This is a genomic window from Nocardia sp. NPDC004168, assembly GCF_040610355.1.
GTDB lineage: Bacteria > Actinomycetota > Actinomycetes > Mycobacteriales > Mycobacteriaceae > Nocardia > Nocardia sichangensis.
In genome coordinates this window covers 24,833-42,435 of the sequence record NZ_JBEXME010000011.1, presented here as the reverse complement: position 1 = coordinate 42,435, position 17,603 = coordinate 24,833, and the positions used below count along the sequence as shown (strand labels likewise).

The following is a 17,603-nucleotide window of genomic DNA, read 5'->3' as shown; positions in this document are numbered from 1 at the left end:
GCTAATTTCCTTCCACTGTTGCGTTTTCCAGCGCCGAGACCTGCTCGCCCGCGGCCGACCGCCCCGCCCTGCGGCCGGAGAAGACGCAGTCGGCCAGCGACAGCCCGCTGACGTAGGACTTGGAGCAGACGCCGACCGCGGTGCGCCCGGCCGCGAAGAGCCCGGGGATGTCGGCGCCCTCGGCCGTCTTGACCGCGCCGGTGCGCTCGTCCACGACGACGCCGCCGAGGGTGAGCATGGGGCACGGGTTGGTCAGGCTCGGTTTGATGCCCACATCCAACAACCAGAAGGGGCCGGTACGGACCGGTTCGGTGAACTCGGCGGGTTTCCCGACCGGATCGGGGGCGCCGGTCTCGATCGCGGTGTTGTGCGCGTCGACCGTCGCGCGCAGCCCGGCCGGGTCGATGCCCGCCTTCGCCGCGGCTGCCTCCAGCGTGGCGCCGCGAATCGCGGTGCGACGCATGGTCTCGAACTGCCCGCGCTGGAACCAGGCTCCTTGCTTGCCGATCTGCCCGATCGCGATGTGCATGAGTGGGTTGTCGACCAGCAGCCACCCCTTGCCGCCGTGCTCGGTGATCAGCTTGTTGCCGACCGCGGCGCCGTAGCGCGTCTCATCGATCACCCGCCTGCCATCGGCGTCCACCAGCAGCGCCGCGGTGAACGCGCTGGGCGGGAGCAGGAATCGCCATGCGGAGACGTTGTCCATGTGATCCACGGCCGCGCCGACCTGCTCGGCCATCAGGATGCCGCTGCCGTCGTCGGCGGTGGTGCCGAGGGCGAGACCGCCGTGGAAGGCGGGCGCGTACTGCCGCACCAACTCGCGATTGGCGATGAACCCGCCCGCGCTGAGCACCACTGCGCGCCGCGCGAGGACCCGGATCGTGCTGCCGTACCGGCGTTCCAGCAGGTCCAGCCGCTGTTCCAGTGCCCGTCGCAGCGGCGGGTAGTAGATGCCGGGCTTTGCCGCGACCTTCGCCATGCGGGTGTAACGGTCGCGGACCCGGCCGGGCGCGTCGCGCAGGGTGCGGCACTCGACGCCGATCACCGCGCCCGCGCCGTCGGTGATCAGTCGGGTCACCCGGGTGAGGGTCTCCACGCGCACGCCCGCCCTGGACGCGGCGGCGGCGAGCGGGCCGGTGAGCTTCTTTCCCGAAGTGCCCCTTCCCTTCACCCGATGTCCGCGCTGGGCGGGCGGGATGTCGCGGAACGCGCCGGAGATCTCGCTGCCGGAGTAGTACAGGTAGTAGCGGTCGTTGGGGTAGGAAGTCTTGTACGGGCACAGCGAGGCTTCGAACGGAACGCCGTGCGCCTTCAGCCACTCGATCAGTTCCGGGCTCTCGTCGACGAACCGGCGCAACGTCTCGGGGGCGACCGCGTCGCCGACCTCGCGCTCGAGGTAGGCGTACATGGCCTCCGGGGTGTCCTCCACCCCGGCCTCCCGTTGCACGGAGGTGCCGCCGCCCGCGTAGATGATGCCGCCCGACAGCGCCGACGTCCCGCCTCCGGCGAAGCGTTCGAGCACGAGCACCTGCGCGCCCGCCTCGGTCGCTTCCAGCGCGGCCGCCGCCCCCGCGGCGCCGTATCCGACCACGACAACGTCGGTGGCCAGGTCCCATTCGAGGCCCATGTTCTTAACTCCGGTCTGAAACTGAAACAAGTTTCCTCGACAAACGGAACGTCGAGCAAGTCTTCTGCCACACAACATAGACCAATGGCGCGTCCATTCTATAACGTGTTCTACATGACTGATCGGGAATACGACGTGGTGGTGGTCGGCAGCGGCGCCGCCGGCATGACCGCCGCCCTCACCGCGGCCCACAACGGCCTGAGCGTGGTGGTCATCGAGAAGGCCGCGCACTACGGCGGGTCGACCGCGCGCTCCGGCGGCGGCGTGTGGATCCCGGGCAACAAGGCGCTGCGCGCGTCCGGTCGGCCCGACGACCGCGAGGACGCACGGACCTACCTGCACAGCATCATCGGCGACGTCGTCCCCTCCGAACGGGTCGACACCTTCATCGATCGCGGGGCCGAAGCGCTGGACTTCGTGCTCGATCACTCGCCCCTGAAGATGACGTGGGTGCCCGGCTACTCCGACTACCATCCCGAAGCGCCGGGCGGGCGGCCCGAGGGGCGCTCGTGCGAGCCCAAGCCGTTCGACACGAAGATCCTCGGCGACGAGCGGTTCAACCTGGAGCCGCCGTACGCGAAGGCTCCGCTGAACGTGGTGGTCATGCAGGCCGACTTCGTCCGGCTCAATCTGATTCGGCGGCATCCGAAGGGCATGCTCCGGGCCATGCGCGTCGGCGCGCGCACCTACTGGGCCAAGTTCACCCGCAAACACATCGTCGGCATGGGGCAGGCCATCATCGCGGGCATGCGCAAGGGGCTCATGGACGCGAACGTGCCGCTGTTGCTGAACACCCCGATGACCGACCTCGTGGTGACCGACGGCGTCGTCACCGGCGTCAACGCGCTGCACGAGGGCGAGCCGGTCACCTTCACCGCCCGCTACGGCGTCGTCCTGGGCAGCGGCGGTTTCGAGCACAACGCGGAAATGCGCACCAAATACCAGCGCCAGCCCATCACCACCGAGTGGACCACCGGCGCGGCCGCCAATACCGGCGACGGCATCCAAGCGGGCATGGCGGCGGGCGCGGCCATCGGTTTCATGGAGGACGCCTGGTGGGGGCCGACCATCTTCAAGGGCGGCAAACCGTGGTTCGCGCTGGCCGAACGGAACCTGCCCGGCAGCATCATGGTGAACGCCGACGGCAAGCGATTCGGAAATGAGTCCGCTCCTTACGTCGAGGCGGTGCACACCATGTACGGCGGCGAGTACGGGCAGGGCGAGGGACCGGGCGAGAACATCCCCGCGTGGCTGGTGTTCGACCAGCGCTACCGGAACCGCTACATCTTCGCCGGGCTACAGCCCGGTCAGCGTTTTCCGTCCCGGTGGATGGAAAACGACTTCATCGTCAAGGCCGACAGCATCGAGGAATTGGCAGGCAAGATCGACGTGCCCGCCGACGAGTTGGCCGCGACCGTCAGCCGCTTCAACGGCTTCGCCGAGACCGGGAAGGACGAGGACTTCGGCCGCGGCGACAGCCATTACGACCGGTACTACGGCGATCCGACCGTGCGGCCCAACCCGTGCCTGGCCGCGCTGGTGGAGGGCCCGTACTACGCCGCCAAGATCGTGCCGGGCGATCTGGGCACCAAGGGCGGACTGGTGGCCGACACCGCCGGGCGGGTGCTGCGCGAGGACGGCAGCGTCATCGAGGGGCTGTACGCCTCCGGCAACTGCTCCACACCGGTGATGGGCCACACGTATGCCGGGCCCGGCGCCACCATCGGCCCCGCGATCGCCTTCGGCTACCTCGCGGTGCTGGACATCGTCAAGCGCAAGAAGGAGCAGCCCGCAGTCGCCGCGGCAGAGGCCTGACGGTCGATGCGGTGCGTGTCGCGCTGGACGCGACCCGCACCGCGCGCCCATCTCGCCGAAGCAAAGCCCGCCGCTACCGCGAAAGGAGCGCCCCGGCTACAACTGGGGCGCCGAGCACGAGCTATGCCGCGACTCGCCCATCCCACCGACCGGACGGCGCACTGGCGAGCCGCGGCCGCGCCGATCAGGATCGAACCGAAGGCGCATCTATTTCCGGCGCGGCCTCGGGCGCGGCGCGGTAGATCCGGATCGATCCACATTCATGCACAAGGAGAACTGATGCCCATCGACCCGAAGATCGCGCTCGGCGCGGAGCTGCCGAGCCGGGAGTTCGCCTGGACCCCGTCGGACGTGCAGCTCTACCAACTGGGCCTCGGCGCCGGCACGCGCTGGACCGAGCCTGCCGAGTTGCGCTATCTCGACGATCGGGAACCCCAGGTGCTGCCGACCTTCGCCACCGTCGCGGCCACCGTGCACGAGACCGAGCCGCCCAGGGTGAGCTTCCCCGGCGTCGAGATCGATCTGGCGAAGGTGGTGCACGGTCATCAGGAGGTCGAGGTGCACCGGCCGATCCCGGCCGCGGGCAAGGCGACCAAGGTCAGCCGGATCGCCGAGATCTGGGACAAAGGCTCGGCCGCGGTCATCGTGCAGGAGCACACCGTCACCGGCTCCGACGGAGCGCCGCTGTGGACCGAGCGCTCCTCGATCTTCGCCAAAGGCGAGGGCGGCTTCGGCGGCGAGCGCGGACCGAGTACCAAGACCGAATTGCCCGATCGCGCCCCCGATTTCGACGTCACCACGCCGACGCTGCCGCAGCAGGCGCTGCTCTACCGGATGTCCGGCGACCGCAACCCGCTGCACTCCGACCCCGAATTCGCCCGCGCCGCCGGGTTTCCCGCGCCCATCCTGCACGGGTTGTGCACCTACGGCATCGTCTGCAAGACCGCGACCGACATCGTGCTCGACTCCGACGCGAGCCGCGTCACCGGTTTCCGCGCCCGGTTCGCCGGGGTGCTCTACCCGGGCGAGACGATCCGCACCCGGATCTGGCGCGAGGACGACCGACTCGTCATCGCCGCAACCGTGGTCGAACGCGACGACGCGCCGGTCCTTGGGGATGTCGAACTGCGATTCCGGCCCGCCTGAGGAATCACTACACAGCTTCACCCGAGCGGCACAGGCAGGTGCGCGTCCGACAGCACTCGCACGAACGGCGGAGGTGGCGCCTGAGGGCGCCAGTGCGGACGACTCCCGCCCCGCGCCGGTGCGGATGCCGGACGAAGGGCATCGGCGGTCAACGGCACGCAAGCGTCTCACGTTTCGTCGGCAGGTCGCGTCGCGGCGCTGGGGAGGGTTGGCCCGGCCGCTGTCCGCGTATCACGCGGGATCCGTCGACGGAAGGGAGATGCCGACGGCACCGCAAGCACCACTGGGTAGTGGGAATCGTGCGCAGCAGGCGAACCGAGATCTCGGCGTCACAGCGGCGGCAGCGGCCGTAACGTCCGGTGGAGATGAGCATGAGAGCTGCCTCGATGTCCGCCAGCGCTTGCCGTGCTGCCGCGGCCAGTTTGCTGTCGACCTCGCGTCTGGCCGCGTCAGCCGGGTCGGCGGGTTCACCTGCGCGGGCGATCGCGGCCTCGAGTTCGGCCAGCTGTTGCAGGCGGAAGCGGCGTTGCTGCAACAGGGCGGCGCGCAGCACGGGTAGCTGTTCGCTGAGGGGCTTGCGCGTGAAACGGGGTGTGCGTGGGTCATCGTCGACTCCAGGGCTGGTTGGTGGTCAATGCTCGGCCGCGGCGGGTGTGAGCGCGATGCTCGCGGTGCGGATGCCGGGCACGGTGCGGGTCAAGGCGACGGCGATGCGTCGTTCGGATTCGTCGGCGAACCGGCCGTAGACGGTGGCGTCGCCGTCGTCGACGGTGACCTGCCAGCGCCGCGCGCCGCGGTATTGATCGAGCAGGCGCTGCGCATCGGCCGCGAGCGCGTCGTCCGGGGTGAGCATGAGCCGCAGCGCGTCGCCGCGGCTGAACATGCCGACCACGCGGTCCTCGGCGTCGACGACCGGCAGACTGCGTAGTCCGTGAGTCACCAGCCTGCTCATACCCTCGGCCAGTGCCGCGGTCTGGGGCAGGGCGACCGCCGGCGTGGTCATCACCGCGCCGACAGCGTCGTCGAGTTCTCCGGACCGCAAGAGGTCACCGCTGGTGAGCATTCCGATGAGGCGGTCGTCCCCGTCGAGCACGGGCAGCGCCGCGTACCGCAGTTCGGCGAGCATCAGCGCCGCATCGCGCGCCGCATCCTCGCGCCGAACGGTGGTGACCGGCCTCCGCATCACCTCACGTACCTGCATGTTCCTCACTCCGATACCTCCTTTCCGGCTCAACCCCATGGTGGCGTGGCGGCGAGGCGATCGATTGCGCTGATCGGACAATCGGAGGGCGGAGATTTGTGGCGACGGCACAGCGGGCCGGGTCAGTCGGTGTCGGCGACGGCGAGTTCGATCATCATGGCGAGACGTTTGCGCGGATCGTCCAAGCCGAGATCGGTCACCTCCGCCATCTTGCGCAGCCGGTTGCGGACGGTGTTCTCGTGCACGCCGAGCTGCGCGCTCGCCTGGGCCGAGTCGCCCTGCGCCTGTAACCAAGCGCGCAGCGTAGCCACGTACTGGGTGGAGTGCGCGCGGTCGTGGCGCCGTAATTCCGACACCGGTCCCCGCGCCGGGGTGCGTCCGGAAAGTCCTGCGGTGCGCAATCGCTGTAGCAGGATCTCGTCCCACGACTCGTCGTAGGCGGGAGGCTCGGCCGCCGCGGGCCGGGCCTCGTGCAGCGCCAGGCACTCGTCGGCTTCTCGGCGCGCCGACGCCAATTCCGTGTCAGGCTTCGCCCGTCGCCGGAAGTTCGCGATCGCCGCGCCCGCGCCGGGCCGCGGCGCCCTGGATCACCAGCGCGTACAAAAGCAGCACGAGCACCGGCGCGGCCAGCGGCGCCCAAGCCAAGCGCAGCGGGACGAGAGCGGCGACGACGGCGACCGCCGTGAAGCCGACCGCACCGGTCACGGACGGGATCGTGGTCGGCACCACGCCGTGCGGCGCGGTCACCGTGGCGGCGTTGAGCAGATAGGTCGTGGCCACCAGACCCGTCGCCGCGGAAGCGAGCACACCCGCGTCGGCGACCGCGAGCACGGCGAGCGTGAGCAGCACCGCGCAGACCGCCAGCGGCCGCAGCCACCAGCCGAGCGCGACGAAGACCAGGGCGGGAATGCCGATCCACGGCTCAAGCAGCGCCACCGACGCCACCAGCAGCACCCCGGAGAGAACGGCGAGGAATCTGGTCATCGGCGCACCCGTACGGTCCTGCGGTGCTCCGGCAGCACCCGCATGATCTGGTCCAGGCGCGCGTCTTCCGGCCACGCGACGATGTCGACGCCGACGGTGCCCATGTCCCGGTACATCGCCGCGCGCTCGAGCTGCCACATCTTGGCCAGGATCGGGTCGAGGTCCTCACGGAACGGCGTGCCGCGCAGGACGTCCACCACGACCACCACGTGCCCGCGCTTGCGCAGATCGATCAGCGCGAGCGCGAACTGTGTGTCCAGCAGGGTGGAGAAGGCCACCACGATCGCGCCGAGCGGCACGGCGGAGTGCGGCGCGAGGGTGCCGGTGGTCGGGATGTGTTCGTCGCCCACGTCGAGCACGGTGTCCACGATGCGGTAGAACTGGCGCCGCCCGATGTCCGGCCGCAGCCAGCGCGGCGCCTGGCCCAAGCAGACCACCGCGGTCCGGTCGCCCGCCTGCAAGGTCGACTGCACCACCTGCGCCGCGCCGCGCACCGACAGCTCCAGCGAATCGGTCGCCGGTCCCGGCGCTTGCTGCGAGGTGTCCACCAGCACAACGACATCCGCGGAACGATTGGTCAGCCGCTCGGTGACGTACAGCCGCCCGCGCCGCGCGCTCACCGGCCAGTTCACGATGCGCAACTGGTCGCCGGGGGCGTAGGCGCGGATGTCCGCGTACTCGACGCCGGGACCGTGCCTGCGGGTCAGGTGGGTGCCGAGCCGCTCGGGAAGTTCGGTGCGCGGCAACCGCATTCGCTGCGGATCGGTGATCGGGTACACGAACAGCTGCCCCGCGGGCAGCACCGCGGTGGCGACTGCGAGCCCGGCGGGGCTCAGCGCCGAGACCCGCACCGACATCGGGTAGCGCCCCCACCTGGCCGCCGAGAGCGCGAGCCGCAACCCGGCGGGCGCGATTCCGGAATCGCCGGCCTCCTCGATCTGGATCTCCAAGCCGGCCGAACGCTCCGGCTTCAAGCGCAGCAGCGCATGCCCTTTCTCCACGAAGGCGGCGACGGTCAGCGTCACCTCCTCGGTCTCGAAACAGCGCAGCGTGCCGCCGCCGTCGACCTGGATCCTGGTCGAGGACTGCTGCCACGGCGCGGTTGCCAGCACGCCGAGCAGCGGCGCGGCGAACACGAGCAGTTGCCACCGGCCGAGGACCACCGCGAGCACCAGGGCCGCGGCGGCGCACCCCGCGAGCATGAAGACCAGCGGTGCGGGTCGCCACCGCAATTCGGCGTCGACCGCGGAACTGGCGTCGCGGTGCCTCATGTCACGGTGGCGCGCGGTACCGGCAGACGGCGCAGCAGTTCGGTGATCACGTCCTCGCCGCGGATGCGGCGCACCCACATCTCCGGCCGCAGCGTGATCCGGTGCGCCATGGCCGGGATCGCCAGCGCCTTGACGTCTTCGGGAATCACGTAGTCGCGGCCGAGCAGCAGAGCCCGCGCCCGGGACATCTGCACCAGGTCCAGTTCCGCGCGAGGGCTGGCGCCGACCTCGACCTGAGGGTGCCCTCGGGTCGCCGACGCCAGCGCGACGACATAGCTCACCACGTCGGGGTGCACGGTCACGTACTCGACGGATTGCCGCATCTCCAGCAAACCGTTGGCGTCGACGACCTGGTTGACCTGCGGCACCTGCGCCCCGCGCTCCAGTCTGCGGCGGATCATCTGCGTCTCGTCGTGCTCGGACAGGTAGCCCAACCGCAGCTGGATGGCGAAGCGGTCGAGCTGCGCTTCCGGCAGCGGGTAGGTGCCCTCGTACTCGATCGGGTTGTCGGTGGCCAGCACGATGAACGGTTGCGGCAGCAGGAACGTCTCGCCGTCGATGCTGACCTGTCCCTCGGCCATCGCCTCCAGCAGCGCGGCCTGTGTCTTCGGCGGTGTGCGGTTCACCTCGTCGGCCAGCAGCACGTTGGTGAACACCGGCCCGCGACGGAAGGTGAACCGGCCCGAGGACATGTCGTAGATCGTCGAACCGAGCAGATCCGCGGGCAGCAGGTCCGGGGTGAACTGCACCCGGGTGAACTGCAACCCGAGCGCGGCCGCGAACGATCTCGCGATGAGCGTCTTGCCGAGACCGGGTAAGTCCTCGATCAGCACATGCCCACCGGACAGCACCGCGATCATGATCAACTGCAACTCGTCCTGCTTGCCGACCACGACCCGGGACAACTCCCGGAGCACGGCCTCGCTGCGCTGGATGGTCATGTCCATCGGCATGGTCATGTGTGTACCCGCACTTGCCTCAACCCATTTCACATTCTCTGCAGGCGGCTCAGGATCTCGTCCAGCGCCGCACGTCCCGGTGCCCTGCCGGCTTGATCACGAAGGGCCGAATTGGCCGGGTCCACCCAGCGCCACAGTTCCGGCCCGAACTGGTGGACACCCGCCGCCTCGACCGCTCTGCGGTTCTTCGCCACCCGCTGGCCGCTGGACAGCTCGAACTCCTTGGCCAGCAGAGGACGCAGGTGCCGGTCCCAATCGGCACGACTGCCGTCCGCCCGGTCGGCGAGCATCTCCGCCCTGGCGTGCCAGCGCTGCAACATCTCGGCCGGGCCGTTCTCCATGTCGTCGAACTCGTCGGCGTCCCCGGCCTCGGCGCGTTCGAGCAGCGACCAGATCAGCCAGCCCAGCGCCACAGCGACCGGGATGCCCGCGACGATCAGCAGCAGTCCGCGGGCGCGCTCGACGGCGACCAGCTCGATCACCGCGATGACGATCACCCCGGTGATCACCACCCCCATCCGATTCACGCGATGTCCTTTCTCACCCGGCCGGTCACGCGGGCACCTCCCCTTGCAGATCGGCGAGCACGATGCGCAGCAGTTGCTCGGCTCGCATGCGCTGCCATTCGAGCATGGCGTGCGGGCTGAACCTGGCCTCCTCGAACAAGGCGACCAGTTCGCGGGCGGACGCGTCGTGCAGCGCGCCGCGTTCGAACGCGCGGGCCAGCACTTCCATCGGGGTGTCCGAGGCGAGCGGAGCGGCGGCGCGGTCGGAGGCGAGGCCGCGCTCCATCGCGACGTAGCAGGCGATGATCGCGGTGCGCGGGTCCTGGCCCGGGGCGTTCATCGCGGCCAAGCCCAGCTCGGCCGCGCGGGCCAGCGAGTCGGCCACGGTGGGCGTCGGCGCGACCCCGGGCGCCTGCGCCGGGACGGGCTTGCGCCGGGACGACACCGCGACCACGACCAAACCGCTCATCGCCACCGTCACCAGGCCCGCGGCCGCGATTCCGGCCAGCACCAGCGCCGTTCCGGTCAACTCCGCCGACCTGGGCTCGCGTTCGGCGGGCGGCGGGGTCCCCTGCTCCGGCGCGGCGCCCGTGGTGGTGGCGGGGGTCGCCGGGCGCGCGGGTTCGCTCGGCCTGCCCGCGCCGATGAAGTAGATCGCCGTCACAGCCGCGAACAGCACGCCGAGCAGCGCGAGCGCACCGAGCACTGCCAGGCCCACGCGCCCCAACCGCCACTGCTTGCGCTCGTCCGCGCGTTCGGGCTCCGGCATGGCCAGCGGCAATCGGTGCTGGCTGGCGATGACGCCCGCCAGCAGGATGACGATCGATACGGTCAGCAACACGGGCATCAGAGCGACCGACAACGCGGACGGGACTTGCCTGCGCGACTCGCTCTCCGTGATTCCTGGGATGTATCCGTGCAATGCGATGGCGGCAAAAGCCAGCAGCGTGATCAGCACGATCACGCGCGATATCGGCGCTCGCGCCCTGGCCACTGCGTTACCACCAAATCTGAGTACTCCACAAAACAGCCACATAGTTACATGCCGGGCGGTCCGCTCGGGATGGAATGGAATACTTCGCAGTCCTTCCTCCTAAACCGCAACTGTGCGGGGAGGCGGCGGGTCGGCCATCGCGACGGTGCCTACCGGACGATTTCGGCCGAGGATTGGGACAATGCACAAAGCCGACTCGTCAAACGTGAGATATCCGGCACTTCCCGCACCTCCCGCACCAGCTCGCCGAGCGCTGCGGACGCGATGACGGTGAGTGCACGATCGGCGTCGTAGAGCACGTCGACGACGTTCACGAAACGCATCGTCCAGTCGGGCGGAACTGTGCGCAGCGGTGGTACATCCCGGATTTCCCAGCGCGGAAAACGTTGTGCCAGCGCAACATAATCCGCCGCGGAAGTTGGGGTCCCGCACAATGCGGCGAAGTCGATGACGAGTGCGCCTCCGTCCGTCGCAATCGCCCGCAAACTTCTGGCACCGAGGGATATCTCGACGATCGATTCGATTTCCTGTTGTGCCGCATCATTATTGCGGGAGGACGAAGCCGACAACGCTTCCACGGTCATGTGCCATCGGGGCGCCACGACGTATCGCCCGGCCGCGAATCCGGTACCGGCGCCCCGGGCACCGAGGGTCCGATAGTCGATCGCGCCGTCGACGGCGACCACGTCCATGTTCGCGAGAATTCGCTCGATCGTCGGCACGAACCGGTCGTGGAACAACGGATTCGGCAGCAGCTCGGCGGGCGGATAGTTCGACGTCACCACCAGCGCGACGCGGCGGGCGAACAGCGCGTCGAGCAGCCGGGCGAACAGCATCGCGTCGCCGATGTCGTGGACGTGGAATTCGTCGAAGCAGACCAGCAGGGCGTCGCCGAGCAGCGCGTCCACCGCGGCATCGATCGAGCCGGACGCGTGCGCCGCGGCGTGCAGGCTCGCGAAGAACTGGTGAAAGTGGTAGCGCCGCTTGCGTTCCGATGCCACCTCGGCGAAGAACCGGTCCATGAGCATGGTCTTGCCGCGCCCGGGCCTGCCGTGGACGTAGACGCCACGGCTCCGTCGGCTCGGCCTGCCGCGCCGATCGACCAACTCGCGCAACCGCGCCGCCGCCCGCGCCTGCTCGGCATCCCACCGTAGTTCCACGGCACCTCCAAAGTCCTCTACATTTGTAGAGGACGAGGCCGCGCGGCGGCCAGGAAGGGTGATCATGTCCACAGGCGACCGGCGTGCGCTCCTCGTCGACACGGCCATCGAAGTGATCGCGGCACGCGGCCTGCGCGCGCTCACCCACCGCGCGCTGGACACGGAACTGGGCCTGCCCGCCGGTTCGGCTTCCTACTACTTCCGCACCAAACGCGCCCTCATCGAGGCCATCGTGGAGCGGATCACCACCCGCACCCGCGACGATTTCGCCGCTGCCGCGTTGACGCCGACCGCCGACCGGCAACCGGTCGCGGAAGCCATCGCGGCCTGGCTGGACCGGCTACTCGCGCAACGGCGCGGTCACCTGATCGCACGGCACGCTCTGCTGATCGATCTGCTGGACGATCCCGACCTGCATCCCCGGCTGGTGCGCAGCCTGTTCTCCGTCGACCGCGCCCGCGACCTGTTCCGCGCCATGGGCGCGCCCGATCCGGATATCCGGGCCGCGGATTTCGTCGCCGTCATCGAGGGAGCCGTCTTCGACCGCTTCGCGGGCAATCGCACCGCCCTGCGCCCGGACACGCCGGAGAGCGTCCAGCAGCTCGCCCGCGTTCTCGCCGCGCACTTGCTGCGCGTGTGATCAGCTGGGCCAGCCCCGCTGGCTGTAGGTCACGCCGGTGAGGTAGCCGTGGATACCGGCGGCCGGATACGGAATGAGGGTTTCCGGAAGGTTCGCGAGCGAGAACCACCGCAGCTCGTAGGACTTGTCCGGCTCGCGGTTGACCGGCTCGCCCGACCAGCGGCGCGTCTCGAAGAACAACCCGACCCGGGCTTCCCGTTCGGACTCGACGACGTGCGCGGAATGGACGTGCCGCAGATCCGCCGGATCGATCACCACGCCGACCTCTTCGTGCGCTTCGCGGACCACCGCGGCGAGCACCGACTCCCCCACCTCGAGCTTTCCGGCGGGCAGGTGCCACAGCCCGTCGAACTCGTCCGCGCTGCGCCGCCTGCTCAGCAATAATTCCGCGCCGCGCAGCAGCAACACATGCACATCCACCAAATGCCTGGCCACCACTTGCCCCAAGCTACGCGCCACCCCCCGCACCGGCGGCGGTTCGCACACCCGTCAGCACTCCGGACCCACCATGACGGGTGCCGGAGTGCTGAAGCAGGCAGGCGCGGCCGACCTGATCAGTCCGCACTGAGGACGAGGCCGGAGGTCGGCACGCCGGTGCCCGCGGTGACCAGGATGTTGGTCAGGTCGGCGACCGGGTTGACCGAGACGCCGCGGATCTGGCGCACCGCCTCGGCGATGCCGTTCATGCCGTGGATGTACGCCTCGCCGAGCTGGCCGCCGTGCGTGTTGAGGGGCAGGCGTCCGCCGACCTCGATGGCGCCGTCGGCGATGAACTCCTTCGCCTCGCCCCGGCCGCAGAACCCGAGTTCCTCCAGTTGCATGAGGACGAACGGGGTGAAGTGGTCGTACAGGATGGCGGCCTGCATGTCCTCCGGACGCAACCCGCTCTGCGCCCACAGCTGCTCACCGACCAGGCCCATCTCCGGCAGGCCGGTCATGGCGTCGCGGTAGTAGCTGGTCATCACGTACTGGTCGGCGCCGGAACCCTGGGCGGCCGCGGCGATGACGGCGGGCCGCTGCGGCAGGTCGCGAGCCCGCTCGACGCTGGTGACCACGATCGCGACGCCGCCGTCGGACTCCTGGCAGCAATCCAGCAGGTGCAGCGGCTCGGCGATCCAGCGGGAATTCTGATGATCCGCCAGCGTGATCGGCTTGCCGTAGAAGAAGGCCGCGGGGTTCACCGCGGCATGCTTGCGGTCGGCGACGGCCACGCGGCCGAAGTCCTCGCTGGTGGCCCCGTAGACGTGCATATAGCGCCGGGCGACCATCGCGACCTGCGCGGCCGGGGTGCCCAGTCCTTGCGGGTAGGACCAGCCCGCGTCGATGCCCGACGAGGTGGGCGCGGTGGCCAGCGCCGTGGAGAACTGCCCGAACCGCGACACCGACCGCTCGTTGAACGCGCGGTAGGCCACCACGACGTCCGCGACGCCGGTGGCCACCGCCATGGCGGCCTGCTGAATGGTGGCGCAGGCCGCGCCGCCGCCGTAGCCGATGTGGCTGAAGAACTTCAGCTGCGGAATGCCGACCGCCCTGGCCACAGCGGCCTGGGTGTTGGTGTCCATGGTGAACGTGGTCAGGCCGTCCACGTCGGCGGGCGTCAGGCCCGCGTCGGCCAGTGCGGCGGTGACCGCCTCGGCGGCCAGGCGCAGTTCGCTGCGTCCGGAGTCCTTGGAGAAATCCGTGGCGCCGATGCCGACGATGGCCGCACGGCCGGAAATCTTCTGCTCAGACATCGGCCCTCCGCAACGCGATGACGGCCGTAGCCGTGATGTGGTCGCCGAGGCTGTCCTTGCCGACCACGTCGATGTGTATGTCGTCGCCCTCCAGCGCGGTCACCGTGCCGGTCAGCGTCAGCGTGTCCCCGGCGTACAGCGGCACGCCGAGGCGCAGCGCGATCGACTTGACGACGGCGCGCGGGCCCGCCCAGTCGGTGACGAAACGCTGCACCAAGCCGGTGTCGGTGAGGATGTTGACGAAGATGTCCTTCGAGCCGCGGGCGACGGCCTTGTCCCTGTCGTGGTGCACGTCCTGGAAGTCTCTGGTGGCCAGGGCGGTGCTGATCACGAACGTGGGGTCGGCGCCGATCACCAGCTCGGGCAGCACCGTGCCCACGCGCACGGCGGCGCTCACGAGACCACCTGCCAGACCGGCAGTGTCGCCTCGTCGTCGAGCTTCTCGAAGCCCACCTCGACCGGCAGACCGATCCGCACCTCGGCCGGGTCGATGCCGCGCAGTTCACCGAGCATGCGCACGCCTTCCTCCAGTTCGACCAGCGCCACCACGAACGGCAACTGCCGCCCCGGCACCTTCGGCGCGTGGTGCACGACGTAACTGAACACGGTGCCGCGCCCGGAGGCGACGACGTAATCGGTCGGTTTCGACTTGTCCTGCCAGATGGCGGGAATGGGCGGATGCCGCAGCGAGCCGTCCGGCAGCCGCTGGATGCGCAGCTCGCCCGCTTTCGTTCCTTCCCAGAAGAATTCGGTGTCCCAGGAGACCAGCGGCTTGACCCGCGCGCCCTCCGGGGCTTTCGGCGCGGCGGTGCCGGGAGCGAATTTCAGCAGCCGGAACAGCATCTCGGCGACCACCTCGTCGCCGACCCGCCAGGTGGTCTGGAAGGTGACGAACCATCCCTCACCCAGCGCGGTGCGCTTCGGGCCGCGGATGTCCGACAGCGTGCTGGTGACCGAGACCTGTTCGCCGACCGCGAGGTAGCGGTGGTAGGTCTGCTGACAATCCGTGGCGACCACGGAGGTGTAACCCGCGGCGTCGAGCAGTTCCGTGGCCGACCCCATCGGGTCGTCTGCGGGGCGAGAACCGTTGAGCCCGAACATGGTCCACACCTGGGCCATGGCGGGCGGCGCGACGATGCCTGGATGTCCCGCCGCGCGCGCCGCCTCCTCGTCGACATAGATCGGATTGGCGTCGCCGAGCGCCTCGACCCAGTTGTTGATCATCGGCTGGTTCACCGGATCGCGCCCGAAACGGGGCGCGCTCGCACCCGCCGCCTTGATGGCCTCGGCTGCGGCGACGATCGCTTCCGGAGTAGTGGTTTCCGGCACGCGCGGCTCCTTCACTCGTTATCGGGGTACTCGCGGCAACCGCAGACCGGACGAGGCGACCAGTTCGCGCATCACCTCGTTGACGCCACCGCCGAAGGTGACCACGAGGTTCTGCTTGGTCCTGCGGTCCAGCCAGGTCAGCAGCTCGCCGGTGGCCGGGTCGGCCGGGTCGCCGTAGCGGCCGACGATCTCCTCGGCGAGCCTGCCCGCCTCCTGGAGCGATTCGGTGGAGTAGACCTTGGTCGCGGACGCGTCGGCGATCACTTGCGCCTGGTCGCCGTCCACAGTCGCGGCGACCTGCCAGTTCAGCAGTTCGTTCAACCGGACCATGGCGTGGATGCGGCCCAGCGCCCTGCGCACGTCGAGTTCGGCGAGCACGCCGCGCGGTTGCGCCCAGTCGCGCACCCGGTCGTAGAGCTGCTCGATCTTGCCGGACGGCCCCAGGCTCACCCGCTCGTGGTTGAGCTGCGTCGTGATCAGCTTCCAGCCCCGGTTCTCCTCGCCGACCAGCATGTTCGCCGGGACGCGCACGTTGTCGAAATAGGTCGCGTTGGTGTGGTGAGCGCCGTCGCAGGTGATGATCGGCGTCCACGAGTAGCCGCGGTCGGTGGTGTCCACGATCAGGATCGTGATGCCGCGGTGGCGCGACTCGGTCGAGCCGGTGCGGCAGGCCAGCCAGACGAAGTCGGCCTCGTGCGCGCCCGTGGTGAAGATCTTCTGCCCGTTGACGATCCAGTCCCCGGACTCGTCACGCACCGCCGAGGTGCGCAGCGAGGCGAGGTCGGTGCCCGCGTCCGGCTCGGAGTAGCCGATCGCGAAATGGACGTCGCCGGAGAGGATTCCGGGCAAGAACCGCCGCTTCTGTTCCTCGGTGCCGAACTGCTGCAAAGTCGGTCCGACGGTCAGCAGCGTCACCAGCGGGAGCGGGACGTCGGCCCGGACCGCCTCGTTGAAGAAGATCTGCTGCTCGACCGGCCCGAAGCCTTGGCCGCCGTATTCCTTGGGCCAGCCGACGCCGAGCCAGCCGTCGCGGCCCATCCGGCGCACCACGGCGCGATAGGCGTCACCGTGCCGGTTCACCGCCATCTCGGCCTCCTCCTCGGGAGTCACGAGATCGGCGAAGTAGGCACGCAATTCGTCGCGCAGCCCGCGTTGCTCGGTGGTCAGGTCGATGAACATCTCGCCCCCAATCGGTCGAGCCGGAACGACGCGCCGCCGAGCCAGCGAGCGATGTCCTTGGCTTGTGAGTAGTAGCGATGCATCGGGTGGGTCACGTCCACACCGAGGCCGCCGTGCAGGTGATGGCACTTCTGCATGGCCGCGGGCAGTTCCGCGGCGACGGTGTAGGCGAGGATCTCCAGGTCGTCGTCGGTGCGCTCGCGATGCTCCCGGCTCGCGTCGGGCTGCGCCAGCGCCCAGTTCGCCGAGACCGCGGCCACGTGCAGGGTCCGCGAGACGACGTACAGGTCCGCGATCTGCTGGGCCACCGCCTGGAACTCGGCCAGCGGCCTGCCGAACTGATGCCGGGTGCGCAGATGCTCGGCGGTGAGCGTGATCGCGCCTTTGAGCAATCCGTCGGCCACCGATCCGATCGAGGCGAGCGCCAGCCGGTGCAGATCGGCGAGACCGACCGGCCACAGCTGGTCGGCCGGAATCTGCACCTGGTCCAGCCGGACCGTGTACTCGGGAATGCCGCCGGAGACCGGCGTCGGCGTGCGGGTCAGGCCGACGGCCTGCGCGTCCACCACGGCGATACCGGCGTCGGTCGGCACGAGCAGCCAGCTCGCCTCCTCCGCGTACGGCACCGCCACCTTGTGCCCGGTGATGCGCACCGTGTCGCCGCTGACGACGGCGGTGGTCTCCGGCTCGCGGACGAACGGCGCCCCCGGTTCGCTCAGCGCCGCGGTGAGCACCGCGCCCTCGGCGACCCCCGGCAGCACGAGCGACTGCACGCGCTCCGGCGCGCAGGCCACCAGCGGCAGCACGCCCAACCCCAGCGTCGACAGCGCCGGCACCGCCACCGCGTCGGTGGCCAGTTCGGTGAGCAGCGCCGACACCTCGAGCAGCCCCATCCCATCGCCGCCGAACCGTTCCGGCAACGCGACGACGAGCAGGCCGGAGTCGGCCAGCTTCGGCCACAATCGCATGTCGCGCGCCGGTTCGCGCTCCAGCAAGCTCACGACGACCTCGGCCACCGCGTCCTGGCCCTCGTCCCTGGTGAAGTCCACGCTTGTCTCC

The 17,603-nt window shown here is 69.7% G+C and carries 18 protein-coding genes and 1 pseudogene; 3 read left to right on the top strand and 16 right to left on the bottom strand.

Features of this window, described 5'->3' with window-relative positions:
* Position 1: 1 nt before the first annotated feature.
* Complete coding sequence (locus ABZW96_RS20580) at positions 2-1,627, bottom strand: FAD-binding protein (protein ID WP_355076777.1); 1,626 nt, start codon at positions 1,625-1,627, stop codon at positions 2-4.
* 105 nt (positions 1,628-1,732) lie between these two features.
* Here ABZW96_RS20580 and kstD point away from each other — a divergent pair, with 105 nt between their 5' ends.
* Positions 1,733-3,442, top strand: a complete 1,710-nt coding sequence (kstD, locus tag ABZW96_RS20575; RefSeq protein ID WP_355076775.1) for a 3-oxosteroid 1-dehydrogenase — start codon at positions 1,733-1,735, stop codon at positions 3,440-3,442.
* A 279-nt stretch (positions 3,443-3,721) separates the two neighbouring features.
* Positions 3,722-4,588: a MaoC/PaaZ C-terminal domain-containing protein gene (locus tag ABZW96_RS20570; protein ID WP_355076774.1), complete on the top strand. Its 867-nt coding sequence runs from the start codon at positions 3,722-3,724 to the stop codon at positions 4,586-4,588.
* A gap of 148 nt (positions 4,589-4,736) precedes the next feature.
* On the opposite strand, the gene ABZW96_RS20565 is transcribed toward ABZW96_RS20570, so the two are convergent.
* The 9 genes and pseudogenes from ABZW96_RS20565 to zapE form a co-directional block, all read right to left on the bottom strand.
* Positions 4,737-5,141, bottom strand: a complete 405-nt coding sequence (locus tag ABZW96_RS20565) for a hypothetical protein (RefSeq protein ID WP_355076772.1) — start codon at positions 5,139-5,141, stop codon at positions 4,737-4,739.
* Positions 5,142-5,219: 78 nt separating this feature from the next.
* Positions 5,220-5,789 (bottom strand): CBS domain-containing protein, encoded by a 570-nt coding sequence (locus ABZW96_RS20560; RefSeq protein ID WP_355077046.1) that lies wholly within the window; start codon positions 5,787-5,789, stop codon positions 5,220-5,222.
* Positions 5,790-5,911: 122 nt separating this feature from the next.
* Positions 5,912-6,307 (bottom strand): annotated as a pseudogene (locus tag ABZW96_RS20555) (helix-turn-helix domain-containing protein); the annotation flags it as partial.
* A gap of 4 nt (positions 6,308-6,311) precedes the next feature.
* The gene (locus ABZW96_RS20550; protein ID WP_355076770.1) at positions 6,312-6,773 is read right to left on the bottom strand and encodes a hypothetical protein; all 462 of its coding nucleotides are present in this window, start codon (positions 6,771-6,773) and stop codon (positions 6,312-6,314) included.
* Positions 6,770-8,044 (bottom strand): DUF58 domain-containing protein, encoded by a 1,275-nt coding sequence (locus ABZW96_RS20545; protein ID WP_355076768.1) that lies wholly within the window; start codon positions 8,042-8,044, stop codon positions 6,770-6,772. Before ABZW96_RS20545 ends, ABZW96_RS20550 begins: the two co-directional genes overlap by 4 nt.
* On the bottom strand, positions 8,041-9,003 hold the full coding sequence (locus tag ABZW96_RS20540) for a MoxR family ATPase (protein WP_355076766.1): 963 nt from the start codon (positions 9,001-9,003) through the stop codon (positions 8,041-8,043). Before ABZW96_RS20540 ends, ABZW96_RS20545 begins: the two co-directional genes overlap by 4 nt.
* Positions 9,004-9,032: 29 nt before the next feature.
* Positions 9,033-9,521, bottom strand: a complete 489-nt coding sequence (locus ABZW96_RS20535) for a hypothetical protein (RefSeq protein ID WP_355077044.1) — start codon at positions 9,519-9,521, stop codon at positions 9,033-9,035.
* A 34-nt stretch (positions 9,522-9,555) separates the two neighbouring features.
* Positions 9,556-10,473, bottom strand: coding sequence for a DUF4129 domain-containing protein (locus ABZW96_RS20530; RefSeq protein WP_355076764.1), 918 nt, complete (start codon positions 10,471-10,473; stop codon positions 9,556-9,558).
* 179 nt (positions 10,474-10,652) lie between these two features.
* Positions 10,653-11,663, bottom strand: coding sequence for a cell division protein ZapE (gene zapE, locus ABZW96_RS20525; RefSeq protein WP_355076763.1), 1,011 nt, complete (start codon positions 11,661-11,663; stop codon positions 10,653-10,655).
* Positions 11,664-11,727: 64 nt separating this feature from the next.
* On the opposite strand from zapE, the gene ABZW96_RS20520 reads away from it, so the two are divergent.
* Positions 11,728-12,303, top strand: a complete 576-nt coding sequence (locus tag ABZW96_RS20520) for a TetR family transcriptional regulator (protein ID WP_355076762.1) — start codon at positions 11,728-11,730, stop codon at positions 12,301-12,303.
* Here the strand turns inward: ABZW96_RS20520 and ABZW96_RS20515 are convergent, their stop codons facing one another.
* From ABZW96_RS20515 to ABZW96_RS20490, 6 genes are all read right to left on the bottom strand, one after another.
* Positions 12,304-12,762 (bottom strand): NUDIX domain-containing protein, encoded by a 459-nt coding sequence (locus ABZW96_RS20515; protein ID WP_355076760.1) that lies wholly within the window; start codon positions 12,760-12,762, stop codon positions 12,304-12,306.
* Between the two features lie 95 nt (positions 12,763-12,857).
* Positions 12,858-14,036, bottom strand: coding sequence for a lipid-transfer protein (locus tag ABZW96_RS20510; RefSeq protein ID WP_355076758.1), 1,179 nt, complete (start codon positions 14,034-14,036; stop codon positions 12,858-12,860).
* Positions 14,029-14,433 (bottom strand): MaoC family dehydratase, encoded by a 405-nt coding sequence (locus tag ABZW96_RS20505; protein ID WP_355076756.1) that lies wholly within the window; start codon positions 14,431-14,433, stop codon positions 14,029-14,031. Before ABZW96_RS20505 ends, ABZW96_RS20510 begins: the two co-directional genes overlap by 8 nt.
* A complete protein-coding gene (locus tag ABZW96_RS20500; protein ID WP_355076754.1) occupies positions 14,430-15,365 on the bottom strand; it encodes an OB-fold domain-containing protein in 936 nt (311 codons plus the stop codon). The genes ABZW96_RS20505 and ABZW96_RS20500 overlap by 4 nt, the downstream gene beginning before the upstream one ends.
* Positions 15,366-15,383: 18 nt before the next feature.
* Positions 15,384-16,544 carry an acyl-CoA dehydrogenase family protein gene (locus ABZW96_RS20495; protein WP_355076753.1) on the bottom strand — a complete coding sequence of 387 codons (1,161 nt, stop codon included), beginning with the start codon at positions 16,542-16,544 and terminating at the stop codon, positions 15,384-15,386.
* On the bottom strand, positions 16,529-17,593 hold the full coding sequence (locus ABZW96_RS20490) for an acyl-CoA dehydrogenase family protein (protein ID WP_355076751.1): 1,065 nt from the start codon (positions 17,591-17,593) through the stop codon (positions 16,529-16,531). The genes ABZW96_RS20495 and ABZW96_RS20490 overlap by 16 nt, the downstream gene beginning before the upstream one ends.
* Positions 17,594-17,603: the final 10 nt, after the last annotated feature.